The sequence below is a fragment of the Streptococcus sp. SP8 genome, assembly GCF_030440045.1.
Lineage (GTDB): Bacteria > Bacillota > Bacilli > Lactobacillales > Streptococcaceae > Streptococcus > Streptococcus parasanguinis_I.
Genome location: NZ_JAQFJL010000006.1, coordinates 32,835 through 46,594 on the forward strand (window position 1 = coordinate 32,835; position 13,760 = coordinate 46,594).

Below are 13,760 nucleotides of genomic sequence, written 5' to 3' on the forward strand. Positions count from 1 at the left end.
AAAGTTTTGAAAGATAGTTTAGATCCAAAAAGAACCTTCGCATCTGCGAAGGTTCTTTTCATGTCATCCAGGTCTAAACCTGGAACTTACTCAACTTCTTTCTTTTTCAAGAGGAGGAAGCCTCCGCTAACGGCTAGCAAGAAGCCTGAAAGAATGAAGTGTGCGGTTGTGTCTTCTCCAGTTTGTGGCAATTGTGCCTTGGCTGGACTTTCTTGGAAGCTTTGTCCTACTTGGTAAGTCAAGGCTTGCACGCTTTCTTCATTTTTTGTTGTCATTTCTTTTTGTGGAAGGAGCACTTTAGGAGTATCCTTCTTGGCTAAGATTGGCTGTGGATTGCTTGTTTGGTTATGAATTGGAACCACCACTTGATCTGGTTCTTTAGCTGGAACGTAATCCATCAAGCTTGCCAACTTGCTGCCAAAGATCGCATTGGTTACCCAGCGGAAGAAGTGGACAGGGTGTTGACGGTTGGTTGGATTTCCTGCATAGACAAAGAGTGGTTGTCCCATCAGTTCTCCAGAGATGGCCATGACTTTGTTAGCCAGAACATCATTATGTGGCCACCAACCTGCAATATAATAATCGCTCGGAGCGATGCTCATCAAGGTCTTGAAATGCTCTGGAACCTTTTCAATCCAGTTTCCTGAGTTGGAGTAGAAGAGGGTATTCTTCTTGTATCCGCTGGTCAATGGATCCTGATCATCAATGATGGCTTTCATTAATCCTTCGTAGTCACTACCGCCTTTTAGTTTTTCAGCGTCAAATCCTGTAAGAACTCCCAATTTTTCCAATTTTTGCATGGCTTCCCCACCAATGACCAGGGTTGGTTTCTTACCAAAGATGGAAGCGTCAAAGCGGTTGCTTTCCAAAATAACAACATCCGCTTCTTCTGGCGTATTGACGATTTGGAAGCCTAATTTTTCAAGGACCAGACTAGTATGAGCAGGCGCATCTATTCCAGCCCAATTATAGTGGTAGTTCGGAGAGTAGACCTTCATCGGTTTCAAGGTTGGTCCGCTTGGCACCTTGTAGAGGGCATCCCCATAAATGGCATAGTTTGGCAGGAGCGAAGCAAAGGTATCGCGGTCAACGATGTAGCCATCGTCTGTTAGGTAGACGGATTTTCCTTGTGCAATAGCCTGGTTAACCGCTTTAACGGCACTGGCTGAGGTATTTGCAATCACATAGTAAGGAGCTTTTGGATCGATCTCAGAGGTACGAGTGGCGCGGGTGGTGGTGACTTCTCCTAATTTTCCGTTGAAAAGACCATCCGCAAAGACAGGTTCGGACTTGAAGCCTCTCATATCTGGGAAGTTGACCAGCAACTCTGCGTACATCGCAGCCCAGGCAGATTCGTTGGAGCCCTTGTAGAGAATGTGGTTGGCATAGCCACGTTTGGCTTGGGCCATGTCAATGACTAAGTCCCCTTTTTTATAGTTGCCAATATCTTCTTTGAGTTCCTTGACGAGGACACCATTGCGTTTGAAGTAGTCGATCATATTGAAGGCTTCTTGGGCATCGTTGTCTTTGTCGAGGCTCATTGGGATGACGTAGTAGTCTGGGAAGAATTTCGGACGACCATTTTTCACACGTCCAACGATTTTCCCATTTGGACCGACCAGTTCATTTTCAGCTTTTGGATCTTCGGTTTTATTGAGACCGCGCAGGTAGAAGTTGAGACGCATCTCAAGGAGACGGTCCGGATCTTGGTTGAGGAAGTCAATCCCTCCTAGTACGGCATTGCGACCTGCTTTGTAGGATTCTTCATTTCCTTCCGGAATTTCGATAGTATGGCCTAAGATACCATGGTAGACTGCATAAACCCCTGTATAGCCAGAGAAGGAGTCATCCCAGCCATCGCCCCAATCCAGTTTTGGAATGATGTAACTATTGTATTTAGAATTGGCAACTCCTGCCCGTCCCATATGATGGGCATTTTCCAGCATGAGGTTGGACATGAGATCGTATTCAAAGTTCGGATCATGTGGAGGTGTTGCAGGTTCGATTAAGAATTCTTTTACAAAACCGTGTAAGTCGTAGAGAGCGATCGGATTCCACTTGTTGATCATTTGGATGACGGTCCGGACTTCAGGGTTGGTTTGGTAGCTGGCATCCCGGTTTGGATCGAGCCCGTTTGCTAGGGCCCGCAGGTTGAGAGCGTCCCCATCTGGGTTTTCCGTGAAGTCAAATAAGAAGATGAATTTATTGAGCAAGGTTGGAATATCTAGCGTGACAGTTTTAGCATTTCCAGCTTCATCAGTGGTGTTAAAGGTCACCTTTTCCTTGGTTGCAAAGGTATTAAAGAGGCCTGTGATGATATCAATGCCAGGCTGCTCATCCGCGTGGGTGTTGTGGACTAAGACAGGTAGTTTGTAATCCAAGGTCTTGTCCTTCAGTGCAGCCAGCATTTCGCTTGGTTTGGTCAAAGCTGTAGGATTGGTGCTAGACAGGTAGTGATCGATGCTGGCTTGGTCCTTACTCACAATTCCCATCTTCATGTCCCGGCCTTGGGCGCTCTTACCAAGGGTTTCTAACTGCACCAAACGATCGGGTTTCGCTTCTTCCTTGGATTTTTCGATAGCAGCTAGCATCTCTTCATGTGTATGGTAGTCTTGGTAAGGTCGAAAAACAAGAGTTTTATTGATGGTCACACCCAAGTCTGCATTGGTTCCGACCAGCTCATGATTGCCGATGTAGTTGCGATAAGTCCGGCGGATATTATTTGGGCTCCGAAGGCTAAGATCTTCACCAAAGAGATCCTGCACGTCGATGTGGAGATCCAGATCATTTCCGTTTGCGGTCTCTGTGATGGTAAGGAATGGATCCTTGCTTAGTGTTCCTGTCTCCATATCCCAAGTTTTCCACTCAGAGAGAGGCTTATTGTCTAAGGTCCAGTTGATCTTGCCAGCAGCTTGAGCTTTTTCTTGGACTTTGTCATCAATCGTACTCTTTTCAGAGAGATAAATGGTGCTATCAGCCAATCGTGTCGCTTGGTCAGCGGTCGTTGTCGCACGGGTAGTGCTTGGACTAGCGGTTGGCGCAACTTCTGTAGTAGAAGCCACATCAGAAGTCGCTGTTGCTTCTGCAGAAGTGGCAGGGGCTGCGGTGTCTCCTTTTTCAGCTGTAGCAGGACTGGCAGTCTCAGCTGTCACAGCTTGCTCAGTAGCGGGTGCCGCTTCAAGGACCGTACTTGGCTCTGTTTGAGGCGCTTCTAAGCTATCGGCTGATACTTGGCCATGACCGATGACAGAAAGCAAGACAGCAGCTGAGAGGCTGAGTGTCGTAGTGTACAAATGTTTCTTATACGAAGACTTCATATAGAAGACCCTCCTTAAAAAGTTATTTTCCTACTCCAGTATACCATTTTAGGAAAGCGTTTTCAACATTTCACGCAATAAAGAAGCCTTTGCATTTCGCAAGGGCTTCTCTGTCTATTCTGTCTCCTGATGAAATTGTTGGTAAAAATCAACCTTGACCTGAATGAAGGTTTCTAAATCTCTTAACAATTGGAGCAAGGTGGCGCGTGTTTCAAATTCTTCCCGGGTCTTGGGCAAGGGCCGTTCGCGGAAGATCGCCAAATACTGAGTAATATCATCTAGAAGATTTTGGGCAGGATTTTCCTGACTTAACTGTTGCGCAGTCTTCTTAAAAAGTTGAGCCAAGATCATACTTTCACTCGCTGCTAACTGACAGCGGTTGACGTTTTCTGCCATATCCCGCAGGATATCGTTTTGGCGCTTGCGCATTTCGAAGTAGTGAATGTGGTAGTTGGTTTGGTGAAAAAGGTGGTTGGAATGATCCAGATAGACCAGATTTAAAGCGTCCTTTAGGATACTATCCAATTCCTTGATCAAGCGGGCATCGTTGCGACCATCCCCTTTACCAAGTAATTCCGCAAAACGGGCAAGAATCTTCTTTAGTTGGTCTTCGACAACATCATGATAGTGATCGATCGCTGCCTGGTGAGAGGGCATATAGAGATTGGCTAGTAAGGCAAAGCTGGTTCCTATTAAAAAGAGGGCAAGTTCATTGAGCAAGAGCCCCCAGGAAGTAGACTGCTCAATCAAGAGATGGGTGACGAGGACCGTACTAGGGGTGATGCCGATCTGCCAGCCCATTAGAAAGGCGCATGGAACATAGAGAGCGATAAAGACTCCCAGTGCCCAAAGGTTGAAGCCAAAAAAGGAAAAAGCGAGACTTCCGATCACAAGGGCCAGCAAAGTCGACATAAAACGCTGATAGGCTTGCTTGATCGTACTGCGACGCGTATCAGAGATACTCAAGATGGCAATGACGCCAGCTGAGATGGCATAGGTCAAGCCCAGAGCATAAGCAAGGGCAGCTGCTAAACAGGTGGCCAAGGTGAGCTTGATGGTTCGTTGAAAAAGAGGCATGGCTTCCTTTCTAGTTTGGTTCGTTCATTAAAATAGATTTCATTTCATTATATCATGAATTGGCATCATCCTCCTTTCTTGTGGTATACTAGTTCTATGGAAAATAACGATATCGTATACGGTGTCCACGCAGTCACCGAGGCTTTACAAGCCAATACAGGCAATAAATTATATATTCAAGAAGACCTCCGAGGAAAAAATGTCGACAAAATCAAGGCCTTAGCAGCTGAGAAGAAGGTGTCGATTTCTTGGACGCCAAAGAAAAACCTGCAGGAAATGACAGAAGGAGCTGTCCACCAAGGCTTTGTTCTTCGAGTGGCAGCCTTTGCTTACACAGACTTGGCAGCGATTCTGAAACAGACAGCCCAAGAAGAGAACCCTCTTTTATTGATTCTCGATGGCTTAACAGATCCGCACAATCTTGGATCTATCTTACGGACAGCTGATGCGACCAATGTCTCAGGAGTCATCATTCCTAAGCACCGGGCGGTTGGGGTAACCCCAGTGGTTTCTAAAACTTCTACCGGAGCAGTGGAACACATTCCCATTGCGCGTGTGACCAATCTTAGCCAAACCTTAGACAAGCTAAAGGAAGAGGGCTTCTGGATCTTTGGAACCGACATGAACGGCACGCCATCACACCAGTGGAATACGGCTGGCAAATTAGCCTTGATCATTGGCAATGAAGGAAAAGGGATCTCGGCCAACATCAAAAAGCAAGTCGATGAGATGATCACTATTCCCATGAATGGTCATGTGCAAAGCCTCAATGCCAGTGTGGCAGCAGCCATCCTCATGTATGAGGTCTTTCGCAACCGACTATAATTCTAGAAAGGCAATGATATGAAACGAAAAATCTTATTGGTTGACGGCTACAATATGATTGCCTTTTGGCAGGAAACCCGCCAGCTCTTTCAAAAAAGTGAGCTCGATGCAGCTCGCAATATCCTCCTGCAAAAACTGAGTCACTATGCTAGCTTTGAAGGGATCGAAGTCATCTGTGTCTTTGATGCCCAGTATATGCCAGGAGTGCGGCAGACCTATGAGGAGTTCAATGTTCAGGTGGTCTTTACCGGTGAGGATGAGACGGCAGATGACTATATCGAGCGCTTGGCGGCAGAGCTTAATACGCCCCTCCACCAAGTTTCGGTAGCGACCAGTGACTTAAATGAGCAATGGACCGTATTTGCTCAAGGAGCTCTTCGGGTATCTGCCAGAGAGTTAGAAAAACGGGTCGCAGTCGTCAAAGGAAACCTCAACCAGGCGCAGCGAGTGGTCAACGATCAAAAACCACCCATGCGACCACTCGATCACGAAGTATTGCGACAATTACAAGAAATGATGGGAGACAAGTAATGACATTTGCTATTTTAACCGATTCGACCGCAGATTTGGACCAAAACTGGGCCAAGGAACACCAGGTAACCATTCTGGGTTTGACCATTGAGTTAGATGGGACGGTTTACCAGACAGTAGGAGAAGGTCAATTGACCAGCCCTGAGCTTTTAGAAGCCATGAAAAATGGAGCCAAACCGACAACCAGTCAGGTCAATGTGGGCCAATTTCAGGAGACCTTTAAGCACTTTGCAAAAGATGGAAAAGCTGTACTTTATGTAGCCTTTTCATCGGTCTTATCTGGGACCTATCAGAGTGCAGTCATGGCACGAGACCTGGTTTTAGAAGACTACCCGGAAGCCGTGATCGAGATTGTCGATCCGAAGGCTGCTGGGATTGGAGAGGGCTACCTGGTCATGCGGGCAGTAGCAGCGCGCGATGCGGGTCGCTCATTAGCAGAAGCCAAAGAAGAGATCATGGCTCTAGCTCCAAAACTGCGGACCTATTTCCTCGTCGATGATCTCTACCACCTCATGCGTGGTGGTCGCCTCTCAAAGAGCGCTGCGATCATGGGAAGTCTAGCCAGCATCAAGCCCATTCTCTGGATTGATGCAGAAGGGAAATTAGTGCCCATTACGAAAGTTCGTGGACGCAAAAAAGCCGTCCGAGAATTACTGGAGTTGATCAAAACCGATATCGGTGAAAGCACAGCCTTGGTCTCTTATACAAACGATCTAGAAGGAGCCGAAGCGTTGAAGGCAGAAATGCTTGCACTTGATGGCATCGACGAAGTCCTTGTAACGCCCCTTGGACCAGTCATCTCCGCCCACGTCGGCCCAAATTCCTTGATCGGATTTGTCATAGGAAAAGAAAATCGCAAATAATTTTCCAAATCGGTTGACTTTTATCTTAGAATTTTGATACAATAGTAGGCGGTATTGTTTACCCCATTTGTAAGGCCCCGGAACCTTTCAAATACCCTGCGGACCGGAACATCCGCCCTGTAAACAAAAACGACATTCATATAGGAGAAATCATGAACAAAACTACATTCATGGCTAAACCAGGCCAAGTAGAACGCAAATGGTACGTTGTTGACGCAACTGATGTACCTCTTGGACGCCTTTCAGCAGTTGTTGCAAGCGTGCTTCGCGGAAAAAACAAACCAACATTCACACCTCACACTGATACAGGTGACTTCGTAATCGTTATCAATGCTGAAAAAGTTAAATTGACTGGTAAAAAAGCAACTGATAAGATCTACTACACTCACTCAAACCACCCAGGTGGATTGAAATCAATCTCTGCTGGTGAACTTCGTTCTAAAAATGCAGTACGTTTGATCGAGAAATCAGTTAAAGGTATGCTTCCACACAATACTCTTGGCCGCGCTCAAGGTATGAAATTGAAAGTATTCGTTGGAGCTGAGCACACTCACGCTGCCCAACAACCAGAAGTTCTTGATATTTCAGGACTTATCTAAGGAAAGGAACAATAAAGTATGTCACAAGCACAATATGCAGGTACTGGACGTCGTAAAAACGCTGTTGCACGCGTTCGCCTTGTTCCAGGAACTGGTAAAATCACTGTTAACAAAAAAGATGTTGAAGAGTACATCCCACACGCTGACCTTCGTCTTGTAATCAACCAACCATTCGCAGTTACTTCAACTGCAGGTTCATACGACGTTTTCGTTAACGTTGTAGGTGGTGGATACGCAGGTCAAGCAGGAGCTATCCGTCATGGTATTGCTCGTGCCCTTCTTCAAGTAGACCCAGACTTCCGCGATTCATTGAAACGCGCAGGACTTCTTACACGTGACTCACGTAAAGTTGAACGTAAGAAACCAGGCTTGAAAAAAGCTCGTAAAGCATCACAATTTAGTAAACGTTAAAACTTATTTAAACTTATTGAAAGCATTTCGTATCAAAAATACGGGATGCTTTTTCTGTTCACCCCAAATTTTTGTAACTAGGTGATACTTGAAATTAATACAAATTTGGTTGTTTTTGATAAATCTAAGCAACACTACATGATGAAGTGAAAGGGGATGAATCTTTGATAGTATTCACTTATTGTGAAATATGATATATTTATTAATTAGATGGATGAATACTTCTAGAGTTAAATATAGTATAATAGGGACATACTTTTTGGTTTATTTTTGTTTGTAGTCGGATTATGAAAGAATATCCAATATTATGCGATAAGATAGAATGTTACAAAAAAGAAAGGGGATGCAATCCGATGAAGAAAGACAGATTAATTGTATTGACAGATGCTGTTCTAGCAATTATTATGACCATCTTGGTTTTAGAGTTAGAAAAACCAACAACACCAAGTCTTGAAGCTTTTTGGGATTTACGGCAAAATTTCTTTGCTTGTTTTCTTTCCTTTTTCTGGTTGGGATCGTTATGGATGGCACTAAACACATTATGGGAAAAGGTTGAGAAAATTTCCTCAGAAATTATTTGGTGGAATTTGTTTCTACTCTTGGAGCGGCAGGAGTTCTCTTTGGAGAATTTCATGCCATCCAAGATACCAGTCTGAATGATGTGGTGGACCGGATCTATATAAATGTCAAGGATTTACCGTTTCAGTCCTTGGGAGCTTTAGCTAATATCCTGTCTGATATTAAGAAGGGACTGATTCAAGACAGTCATATCTGGTCTTTCTTCCAGTCATTTTTCAAACAATATCAGTTGATAATCAGCTTAAATCAGATCTATCAGTTTGTCTATCTTTCTCTGATGGAGATCATGTCCTATCTTCACTTTGATTATTGGAAAAAAACGGCTCGGTCAGGAGCTAGTATGAATAAGGAGAACAAATGAAACGTTTAAAAATGTTATGGCATATTATGCAGGTTACGGGTTTTACTCGGTTTGCTCTGAGTTTTGTGACCTTTGTTTTTGGGTCAGGAGGCGTGCTTTTCCTAGTTGAACCTGCTATCACAAATTACGGAGACGGTCTTTGGTATGCTTTTGTGACTTCGACGACTGTCGGCTACGGGGATCTCCTAGCTGTGACCTTGATTGGAAGGATTACCAGTGTCTTCTTGACGATTTATGGGCTCATATTTTTTGGCTGTTTATCAGCTGTTATTTTTAATTATTATACCAATTTAAATAAGGAAAGAGGAGAGGACAAATGACTGCCAATTATTCAACACGGGAATACCGTGAGAAATTATACGATGACCTTCATGTTCGATTGAGAGATACAGCGATTTTGATGTGTGCAATTTTTATTGCCTCTATCGGACTAAATATGAATTCAACAGCTGTCATTATAGGAGCCATGTTGATTTCACCTCTCATGACACCGATTGTTGGACTGGGATTCGGTTTAGCTATTTTTGATACGCGTTTAATCAAGCAATCTCTAGAGGTTTTATTGACTCAAGTGTTGGTCAGTTTGCTTGTCTCGACTCTGTATTTCTGGATTTCTCCCTTGTCTTATGCAAGTAGCGAGTTGATTGCACGAACCTCTCCAACCATTTGGGATGTCCTCATTGCTATTGCTGGTGGGATTGCTGGTGTGATCGGTTCAAGGAAAAAAGAAGCAAACAATATCGTGCCAGGAGTAGCCATTGCTACAGCTCTGATGCCGCCTATCTGTACTGCTGGCTATGGTTTAGCTAATGGGAATGTACGATTTTTATTGGGGGCTCTCTATCTTTTCTTGATCAACTGTGTCTTTATCATGCTAGCCAACATTGTTGGAACAAGAATTTTGATGAGAAAATCTCCTTTAACTTCATTTAAAGAGCTGAGCATTAAAATGAGAATTGGCTTGATATCTTTGATTGTATTGTTGATTCTTCCAGCTAGCTATTCGGCAGTTACTCTGACAATAGAACAAGCGCGCAAAGAAGGGATCAAACAGTTTGTAGGAAAAGAGTTCGCCAATTATACGGTTATTAATCAAGTCTACAAGTCAAGTAACAATGAATTGGTCTTGACGGTTGTTGGAGATCCGATTTCAGAAGAAGAATTAGAAACACTCCACCAAAAACAAGCCTCTTACGGTATTCAATCTGTTCAATTGAAAGTGAATCAAGTTCAGAACTCGCCAACATTAGATAGTGAAGCGACCAAGGAATTTTATGAAAACATTGACAAGTATATTGATCAAAAACTCTCTGAAAAAGATTCACAAAACGATCTCGTAAAAGAAAATGAAGCAGACAAGGATTGAGGACAATGAACTGAATCGGTTTTTACGCCGTGTTTTTCTTGTATCTTCCTCTTTCTTACTTATAGCAGGTTGTTTTTGCTTGAATAAGAAATAAATTAGAAGTTCTATCATCTAAGAAAAATGATGAACAAAAAATCATTTAACTAATGGTGTGAACGTTTAGTGTTTATCAGCTCCATTCTCTGTAATTTTGGGGGTAAAATCCACACCATTCGGATAAAATTAGTTGAATTTGATTGGAAAAAAGCTTTTATAAAAGCGGAGAAAAGTCTTGATATTACGCTGTTTTTAGTCCAACTGAAATTCATACTTTCCAAACCAGGCTTGAAAAAGGCCCGTAAAGCATCACAATTTAGTAAACGTTAATTCGTTACTGGACAGCAGAATACAAACGAAAACACTTTGCATCTTGCAAGGTGTTTTTTTCTATGAGAACTGGCGGTGCGCAATTAGGATAGCTCTAGCGACTTTAGTCGCATAGAGATATGCTATGCACAGTTGCCTCAAGAAAACAATGCTTCTTGGTCCACCCTGTTAGACAAGCTTCAAAACCAAGGAATCCAACAGATTTCTCTTGTAGTTACAGATGGCTTTAAGGGGCTTGAGCAGATTATCAGTCAGGCTCACCCATTAGCTAAACAACAATGTTGCTTAATTCATATTAGTCGAAATCTAGCTAGTAAAGTGAAACGAGCAGATAGAGCGGTTATTCTGGGGCAATTTATAATGATTTATCGTGCTGAAAATTTAGAAATGGCAGGACAAGCTTTAGAGGACTTTCTCGCCGAATGGAAACCAAAGTATAGGAAAGTCATGGAAAGTCTGGAGAAGACGGATAATCTTTTAACTTTTTATCAGTTTCCCTACCAGATTTGGCACAGCATGTATTCGACAAACCTCATTGAGTCTCTTAACAAAGAAATCAAACATCAAACGAAAAAGAAGGTTCTTTTTCCTAATGAGGAGGCTCTGGAACGTTACTTAGTTACGTTGTTTGAAGATTATAATTTCAAGCAAAGTCAACGAATCCATAAAGGGTTTGGTCAATGTTCTGATACACTTGAAAGCTTATTTAATTAACACTCCGTAACTCTACTTAAGTGTTTACACATAATTATTGACAGTATCAAAAAATAAAGTATATTGTTTTCATCATAATATAATTAAATATCAGTATAGAGAATTTTATCTATATATCAGATATCAGCAATTGCTTTTGCTGTCATTTTTCGCTACAATAGTTACAAGGAGGAAATAAACATGTTAAAAGAAGTATTAAACGTCGCAAAAGTTGCGAAAAAATCATCTCTCTTCTTAGGAGGGGTAGCATTTGGGACGCTTGGCTTGAAAGTCTTAGCAAGTAAAGAAGCTAAGAAAGGCTATTCTAAGGCCTTGGCTAAAGCTTACAAATTGAAAGATGGACTGGATGCATCTGTTTCTGTTGTAAAACAACACGGTGATGATGTTTTACAAGACGCTAAATATTTATACGAACAGGAAAAGAAAGAAGAACAATTAGATAGCCTGACAGGTGAATAATATGTCTTTTAAAGTGCTACACAGAGGATATCAACATATCCGATTATCGTCCTCGTTTTCACTGACCTTGGATATTCAAGATTATCTTCGTTCCTTGGCTAAAGATGAAAAAGGGATCGACTCTATTCAGTTTTATATGGATCAGCAGCACTTTACTCTACGTATGAAAGAAGGCTTCTCTGTATTAGAAAATGCAGAGGCCTTTTTAAAAAAAATTGACAAGGGGAAAGTTTCGGACTTGATGACTCTTCCCATTCGTAGAGAAGAGAGTGCTTATTCAATTGTATCGGGTGCAGCGATTAAGCGTTTGCTGTTTCGAAGTTTTGTACCCTACCCTATTCGTTATATTTGGACTTGTTATCAGGCTTTGGGTTATGTCAAAGAAGCCTATCAAACTTTAGCGCGCAAGGAACTAACCATGGAGGTCTTGGACTGTTCGGCCATTTTGTTGTCCTTGTTTATGAACCAATCCAAGACAGCTAGCAACATCATGTTTATGCTTGATTTGGGTAATCATCTGGATCAGTGGTCTTTAAAAAAAACAGCAACAGATTTGGAACAAAGCCTTCTTGCTAAAGAAAGTGATGTTTTCTTAGTGCGGGGAGACATGGTCATCAGCATCAAGAGTTCTGATGTTCAAGTAGGTGATGTATTAGTTGTCTCCCAAGGTAATGAAATCTTGTTTGACGGCCAAGTGGTTTCAGGATTAGGCATGGTCAATGAGAGTTCCTTGACTGGAGAGAGCTTCCCTGTTGAAAAGAAAGAGGGAGATTCTGTATGTGCGAATACTGTTTTGGAAACAGGAGAGTTAAGAATTCGTGTGACTGATAATCAGATAAACAGTCGTATTTTGCAACTCATCAATCTGATGAAAAAATCTGAAGAGAGTAAGAAGACAAAACAACGTCATTTTATTAGGATGGCAGACAAGGTTGTAAAATATAACTTCTTAGGTGCTGGTTTGACTTATCTGTTAACAGGTTCGTTTTCAAAAGCCATTTCCTTTTTATTGGTGGATTTTTCATGTGCTCTAAAAATATCCACACCTGTAGCCTACCTTACGGCCATAAAGGAAGGTCTAAATCGAGAAATGGTTATTAAAGATGGTGATGTATTAGAAAAATATCTGGAAGTGGATACTTTCTTGTTTGATAAAACGGGTACCATCACGACGAGTTATCCTTTGGTTGAAAAGGTTCTTCCTTTCGGAGATTATACTGAGAAAGATATTTTAAGAATAAGTGCATGTTTGGAGGAACATATCTATCATCCTATTGCCAATGCAATTGTTAAACAAGCTGAAATTGAAGGCATTGAACACGAAGAAATGCATGGCAAGCTTCAGTATGTTGCAAGCAAAGGGATTAAATCGCAAATTGATGGTCAATCGGTTGTCATTGGAAATTATGTACTAATGCAAGACGAACAGGTAAGAATTAGTTCTGAGCAGCTGGCCTTGATTGAGCAATATAAGACTCATTACAATTTATTGTTTTTGGCTTATAAGAAAGAATTAATTGGGATGTTTTGTATCCACACTCCCTTGAGAAGCGAGGCGAAAGTTGCATTGAAAAAGCTAAAGCGCCAAGGGAAAAAACTGATTCTGGCAACTGGTGATACGTTGGCTAGAACAGAAGAGTTGGTTAAAGATCTGCCATTTGACAACGTTTATACTGATTTAAAACCAGATGGTAAGTTTCAGTTGGTTCAGGAATTACAGAAAGCTGGCCGAACTATTTTGATGGTTGGAGACGGGTTAAACGACTCTGCTGCCTTGACGCTTGCAGATATTGGGGTTGTGATGAATGAAAGTGCTGATATTTCTAAGCAGATGAGTGATATTTTATTATTAGATAATCGTTTAGATTTCTTCGAGGAATTGAATTCTTTATCTGAATCGTTGCAGAAATTAATTCAAAGAAATATTCAAGAAACAGTTGTAATAAATGGAAGTTTAATTGGATTTGGGTTGTTAAATTGGTTAAGCCCATCTAATCTTTCGATATTGCACAATCTGACTACTTTAAGAATCGTCCTTCGTAGTCTTTCTATTAAAAGTAGGTAAGAGACCGAGAAGCTGAGGTTATAAAAACTAAAAGGAGTTGTCTCATTTGAGAATAACGGCTCTTTGTCAACTGTAGTGGGTTGGTGGAAAATTATACCCTGGAGAGGACCAAATTGGTTCTCTCCTTTTAAATATTGAAAAAACCATTGGCAGTGGACATACTTTAAGACTATATATTTCTGAAACTAGTTTCACAATACAAATATTGACATGCAATTATTAATTGG

The 13,760-nt window shown here is 41.9% G+C and carries 14 protein-coding genes; 12 read left to right on the forward strand and 2 right to left on the reverse strand.

The features are described from left to right. Window positions 1-86: 86 nt before the first annotated feature. Both PCY11_RS06130 and PCY11_RS06135 read right to left on the reverse strand, forming a co-directional pair. A complete protein-coding gene (locus PCY11_RS06130) occupies window positions 87-3,317 on the reverse strand; it encodes an LPXTG-anchored zinc carboxypeptidase (protein ID WP_301362580.1) in 3,231 nt (1,076 codons plus the stop codon). Between the two features lie 114 nt (window positions 3,318-3,431). Continuing rightward, window positions 3,432-4,394, reverse strand: coding sequence for an aromatic acid exporter family protein (locus tag PCY11_RS06135; RefSeq protein ID WP_125334922.1), 963 nt, complete (start codon window positions 4,392-4,394; stop codon window positions 3,432-3,434). Window positions 4,395-4,490: 96 nt separating this feature from the next. On the opposite strand from PCY11_RS06135, the gene rlmB reads away from it, so the two are divergent. The 12 genes from rlmB to PCY11_RS06195 all read left to right on the forward strand — a co-directional run bounded on the left by rlmB (window position 4,491) and on the right by PCY11_RS06195 (window position 13,533). Further along, window positions 4,491-5,219 (forward strand): 23S rRNA (guanosine(2251)-2'-O)-methyltransferase RlmB, encoded by a 729-nt coding sequence (rlmB, locus tag PCY11_RS06140; protein WP_301362581.1) that lies wholly within the window; start codon window positions 4,491-4,493, stop codon window positions 5,217-5,219. An 18-nt stretch (window positions 5,220-5,237) separates the two neighbouring features. Next, complete coding sequence (locus PCY11_RS06145; RefSeq protein WP_003004212.1) at window positions 5,238-5,750, forward strand: NYN domain-containing protein; 513 nt, start codon at window positions 5,238-5,240, stop codon at window positions 5,748-5,750. After that, the gene (locus tag PCY11_RS06150; RefSeq protein WP_125334920.1) at window positions 5,750-6,613 is read left to right on the forward strand and encodes a DegV family protein; all 864 of its coding nucleotides are present in this window, start codon (window positions 5,750-5,752) and stop codon (window positions 6,611-6,613) included. The genes PCY11_RS06145 and PCY11_RS06150 overlap by 1 nt, the downstream gene beginning before the upstream one ends. 152 nt (window positions 6,614-6,765) lie before the next feature. Continuing rightward, a complete protein-coding gene (gene rplM, locus PCY11_RS06155; protein WP_002876943.1) occupies window positions 6,766-7,212 on the forward strand; it encodes a 50S ribosomal protein L13 in 447 nt (148 codons plus the stop codon). 18 nt (window positions 7,213-7,230) lie between these two features. Beyond that, a complete protein-coding gene (gene rpsI / locus PCY11_RS06160; protein WP_002893764.1) occupies window positions 7,231-7,623 on the forward strand; it encodes a 30S ribosomal protein S9 in 393 nt (130 codons plus the stop codon). Window positions 7,624-7,976: 353 nt separating this feature from the next. Beyond that, window positions 7,977-8,279 carry a TMEM175 family protein gene (locus PCY11_RS06165; protein ID WP_006151097.1) on the forward strand — a complete coding sequence of 101 codons (303 nt, stop codon included), beginning with the start codon at window positions 7,977-7,979 and terminating at the stop codon, window positions 8,277-8,279. Continuing rightward, window positions 8,204-8,563, forward strand: coding sequence for a hypothetical protein (locus PCY11_RS06170; RefSeq protein ID WP_000397555.1), 360 nt, complete (start codon window positions 8,204-8,206; stop codon window positions 8,561-8,563). Before PCY11_RS06165 ends, PCY11_RS06170 begins: the two co-directional genes overlap by 76 nt. Continuing rightward, complete coding sequence (locus PCY11_RS06175; RefSeq protein WP_000825751.1) at window positions 8,560-8,883, forward strand: potassium channel family protein; 324 nt, start codon at window positions 8,560-8,562, stop codon at window positions 8,881-8,883. The genes PCY11_RS06170 and PCY11_RS06175 overlap by 4 nt, the downstream gene beginning before the upstream one ends. Then, window positions 8,880-9,929 carry a DUF389 domain-containing protein gene (locus tag PCY11_RS06180; RefSeq protein WP_000126416.1) on the forward strand — a complete coding sequence of 350 codons (1,050 nt, stop codon included), beginning with the start codon at window positions 8,880-8,882 and terminating at the stop codon, window positions 9,927-9,929. The genes PCY11_RS06175 and PCY11_RS06180 overlap by 4 nt, the downstream gene beginning before the upstream one ends. 477 nt (window positions 9,930-10,406) lie before the next feature. After that, window positions 10,407-11,009 carry a transposase gene (locus PCY11_RS06185; protein ID WP_255260894.1) on the forward strand — a complete coding sequence of 201 codons (603 nt, stop codon included), beginning with the start codon at window positions 10,407-10,409 and terminating at the stop codon, window positions 11,007-11,009. 180 nt (window positions 11,010-11,189) lie between these two features. Then, window positions 11,190-11,468, forward strand: a complete 279-nt coding sequence (locus PCY11_RS06190; RefSeq protein ID WP_002893755.1) for a DUF6110 family protein — start codon at window positions 11,190-11,192, stop codon at window positions 11,466-11,468. Between the two features lies 1 nt (window position 11,469). Next, window positions 11,470-13,533, forward strand: a complete 2,064-nt coding sequence (locus tag PCY11_RS06195; RefSeq protein ID WP_002893754.1) for a heavy metal translocating P-type ATPase — start codon at window positions 11,470-11,472, stop codon at window positions 13,531-13,533. Window positions 13,534-13,760 lie beyond the last annotated feature (227 nt).